The organism is Mesorhizobium sp. M7A.F.Ca.CA.002.04.1.1 (assembly GCF_004022805.1).
GTDB lineage: Bacteria > Pseudomonadota > Alphaproteobacteria > Rhizobiales > Rhizobiaceae > Mesorhizobium > Mesorhizobium ciceri.
On sequence record NZ_RZPL01000677.1, the window covers coordinates 1 to 3,071 of the forward strand.

General features: G+C 66.5%; 2 protein-coding genes. Both read left to right on the forward strand.

Annotated features, from left to right (window positions below):
* Window positions 1–1,403 (forward strand): iron ABC transporter permease (locus ENZ75_RS26590; RefSeq protein ID WP_164888017.1); only part of this gene is annotated, 1,403 nt, incomplete at its 5' end.
* Window positions 1,404–1,512: 109 nt separating this feature from the next.
* Window positions 1,513–3,071: ABC transporter ATP-binding protein (locus ENZ75_RS26595; protein WP_164888018.1), on the forward strand; the 1,559-nt coding region annotated here is incomplete at its 3' end.

Below are 3,071 nucleotides of genomic sequence, written 5' to 3' on the forward strand. Positions count from 1 at the left end.
TCGTTGCTCTGGCGCCGTGGCTGCTGGCCGGCATCTGCGCCGCGTTCCTGCTCTGGCGACCGCTACGCCTGCTCGATCTCAGCGACGACGGCGCGGCATCGCTCGGCACCCGCCCGGCCGTCATCCGCCTTGCCGGCATGGCTGTCGCCGTCTCGCTTGGCGCGCTGGTCGTCGCCGAGGTCGGCGTCATCGGGTTCGTAGCGCTCGCTGCCCCGGCGCTGGCGCGGCTGGCCGGAGCGCGCACGCTTGGCCGCCGCCTGGTCTGGTCGCCGCTGGTCGGCGGCGCCCTGCTCTGGCTCACCGACCGCCTGGTGCAGCATCTGCCGTTCGCCGGCGAAATCCCCGCCGGCACCGCGACCGCTTTGCTCGGCGCGCCGCTGCTGCTGTTCCTGTTGCCGCGAATGCGAACCACCCCCGAAAGGCAGGCCGATATGATGTCGTCCGTACGCCTGCCGACAAACGGCCTGCCGTTGATCGCCGGCCTGCTGGCGCTCATCCTCGCGGTTGTCGTCGCAATGGGCTTTGGCCGTGGCGCAGGCGGTTGGCACTGGATCGCATCCGAGGATTTGACCGAGCTGCTTGCCCTGCGCGCGCCTCGCGTCGTCGTAGCCCTGTCGGCGGGCGTCCTGCTCGCGGTCGCCGGCACGCTGATGCAGCGCATGACCGGCAACCCGATGGCAGCACCCGAAGTGCTCGGCATTTCCGGCGGCGCCTCTTTCGGCGTGCTGGCGCTGCTGTTGCTCAGCGACGGCTTCGACCGCGCGGCAATGCTCGGCGCCGCACTCGCGGGCGCCTTGCTGGCGCTGACGATCGTCGTGCTGGTCGGGCGGCGCAATGCACTGTCGCCGTCGCGGCTGCTGCTTGCCGGCGTCGCCGTGGCGACGGTCGCGTCGGCCTTCGCCGCGCTGCTTCTGGCCAGCGGCGATCCGCGCACGGGCTTCCTGCTCGCCTGGCTATCGGGATCGACCTATCGCGCAACGCCCAATGATGCCTTCACTGCCGCTGCGGTCGCGGTCGCCGTCCTCGCGCTGGCGCCGCTGACGGCGCGCTGGCTCGATATAGTGCCGCTCGGCGAAACTGCCGCGCGTGGCCTTGGCCTGCGGCTTGGACGGGTTCGCGCCATTCTGCTGGCACTTACCGCGCTGGCCACCGCAACCGCGACATTGGTCATCGGCCCGCTGAGCTTCGTCGGCCTGATGGCGCCGCATCTCGCGCGCATGCTCGGCTTCCGCCGTGCCGTGCCGCAGCTTCTGGCCTCGGCCATGACAGGCGGGCTGATCCTCGTTGCCGCCGACTGGGCCGGCCGGACGCTGATCTTTCCCTGGCAGGTGCCGGCCGGGCTCATCGCCGCCTTCGTCGGCGGCCCCTATTTCATGGCGCTGATGTGGAAAGGCAGGCAATGAAGTCGGCCCTGGCATATTGCCGGCCCTGCCCTGCCGATTGTAAGCAGCGCCCATCGATGGCGGCCGGTGCCCTCGCCGCGTCCATCAAGACAGCTTGCGGTTCACCTCGATGATCAGACGTTTCCTGTCCTATTACGCGCCCTGGAAGGGGCTGTTCGCGCTCGACTTCTCCTGCGCGGTGCTGGCCGGCCTGCTCGAACTTGGCTTTCCCATGGCGGTCCGCACCTTCGTCGACCAGCTCCTGCCACGGCAGGACTGGACGCTGATCATCATCGCCTCGGCCGGGCTGCTGGTAATCTATCTGCTCAACACGGTGCTGATGGCGGTCGTCACCTATTGGGGCCACATGCTTGGCATCAACATCGAGACCGAGATGCGGCGCAAGAGCTTCGATCATCTGCAGAAACTGTCGTTCCGCTTCTACGACAACCACAAGACCGGCCATCTCGTCGGTCGCGTCACCAAGGATCTCGAGGAGATCGGCGAGATCGCGCATCATGGCCCCGAGGACCTGTTCATCGCCATCATGACGTTCGCCGGCGCCTTCGTGCTGATGTTCACGGTCAACATGCATCTGGCGCTGATCACGGCGGTGATCGTGCCTCTGATCGCCTGGGTGACGATGCGCTACGGCGACCGCATGGAGCGCAACTGGCAGGCGCTCTACCGGCGTGTCGGCGATTTCAACGTCCGCATCGAGGAGAATGTCGGCGGCATGCGCGTCGTCCAGGCCTTCGCCAACGAGGAGCATGAGCGCACGCTGTTCGCACATGACAACCAGCGCTACCGCCAGACCAAGCTCGACGCCTACCGCATCATGTCGGCCAGCAATTCGCTGAACTACATGGGCATAAGGCTGATCCAGCTCGTGGTCATGATTGCCGGCAGCTACCTCGTCATTACGGGAGGCCTGAGCAATGGCGGCTTCGTCGGCTTCCTGCTTTTGGTCGGCGTCTTCGTGCGGCCGATCGAGAAGATCAATTCGGTGATCGAGACCTATCCAAAAGGCATTGCCGGCTTCCGCCGCTACACAGAGTTGCTCGACACCGAACCCGACATCGCCGACCGGCCCAGTGCCGTTACCGCCAGCGGCCTCAAGGGCTCCATCGAATATCGCGGTGTGAGCTTCGGCTATGGCGACGGCAAGCCGGTGCTCAGGGATATCGATCTCACCATCCGCGCCGGCGAAACCATCGCCTTCGTCGGGCCGTCAGGTGCCGGCAAGACCACCATATGCTCGCTGCTGCCGCGGTTCTACGAAGTCAGCGCCGGGCGGATCAGCATCGACGGCATCGATATCAGGGACATGACGCTCGCTTCGCTGCGCGGCCAGATCGGCATTGTCCAGCAGGATGTCTTCCTGTTCGGCGGCTCGATCCGCGAAAACATTGCCTATGGCCGTCTCGGCGCCTCCGACGACGCCATCGCCGATGCCGCGCGGCGGGCGCAGCTCGACGGCATGATATCAGGCCTGCCGGCCGGTTATGATACGATCATCGGCGAGCGCGGCGTAAAACTGTCCGGCGGCCAGAAGCAGCGGCTGGCGATTGCCCGTATGTTCTTGAAGAACCCGCCGATCCTGATCCTCGACGAGGCGACGTCGGCGCTCGACACCGAGACCGAGCGCGAAATCCAGAAGTCGCTGGCCGAACTTGCCGAGGGCCGAAC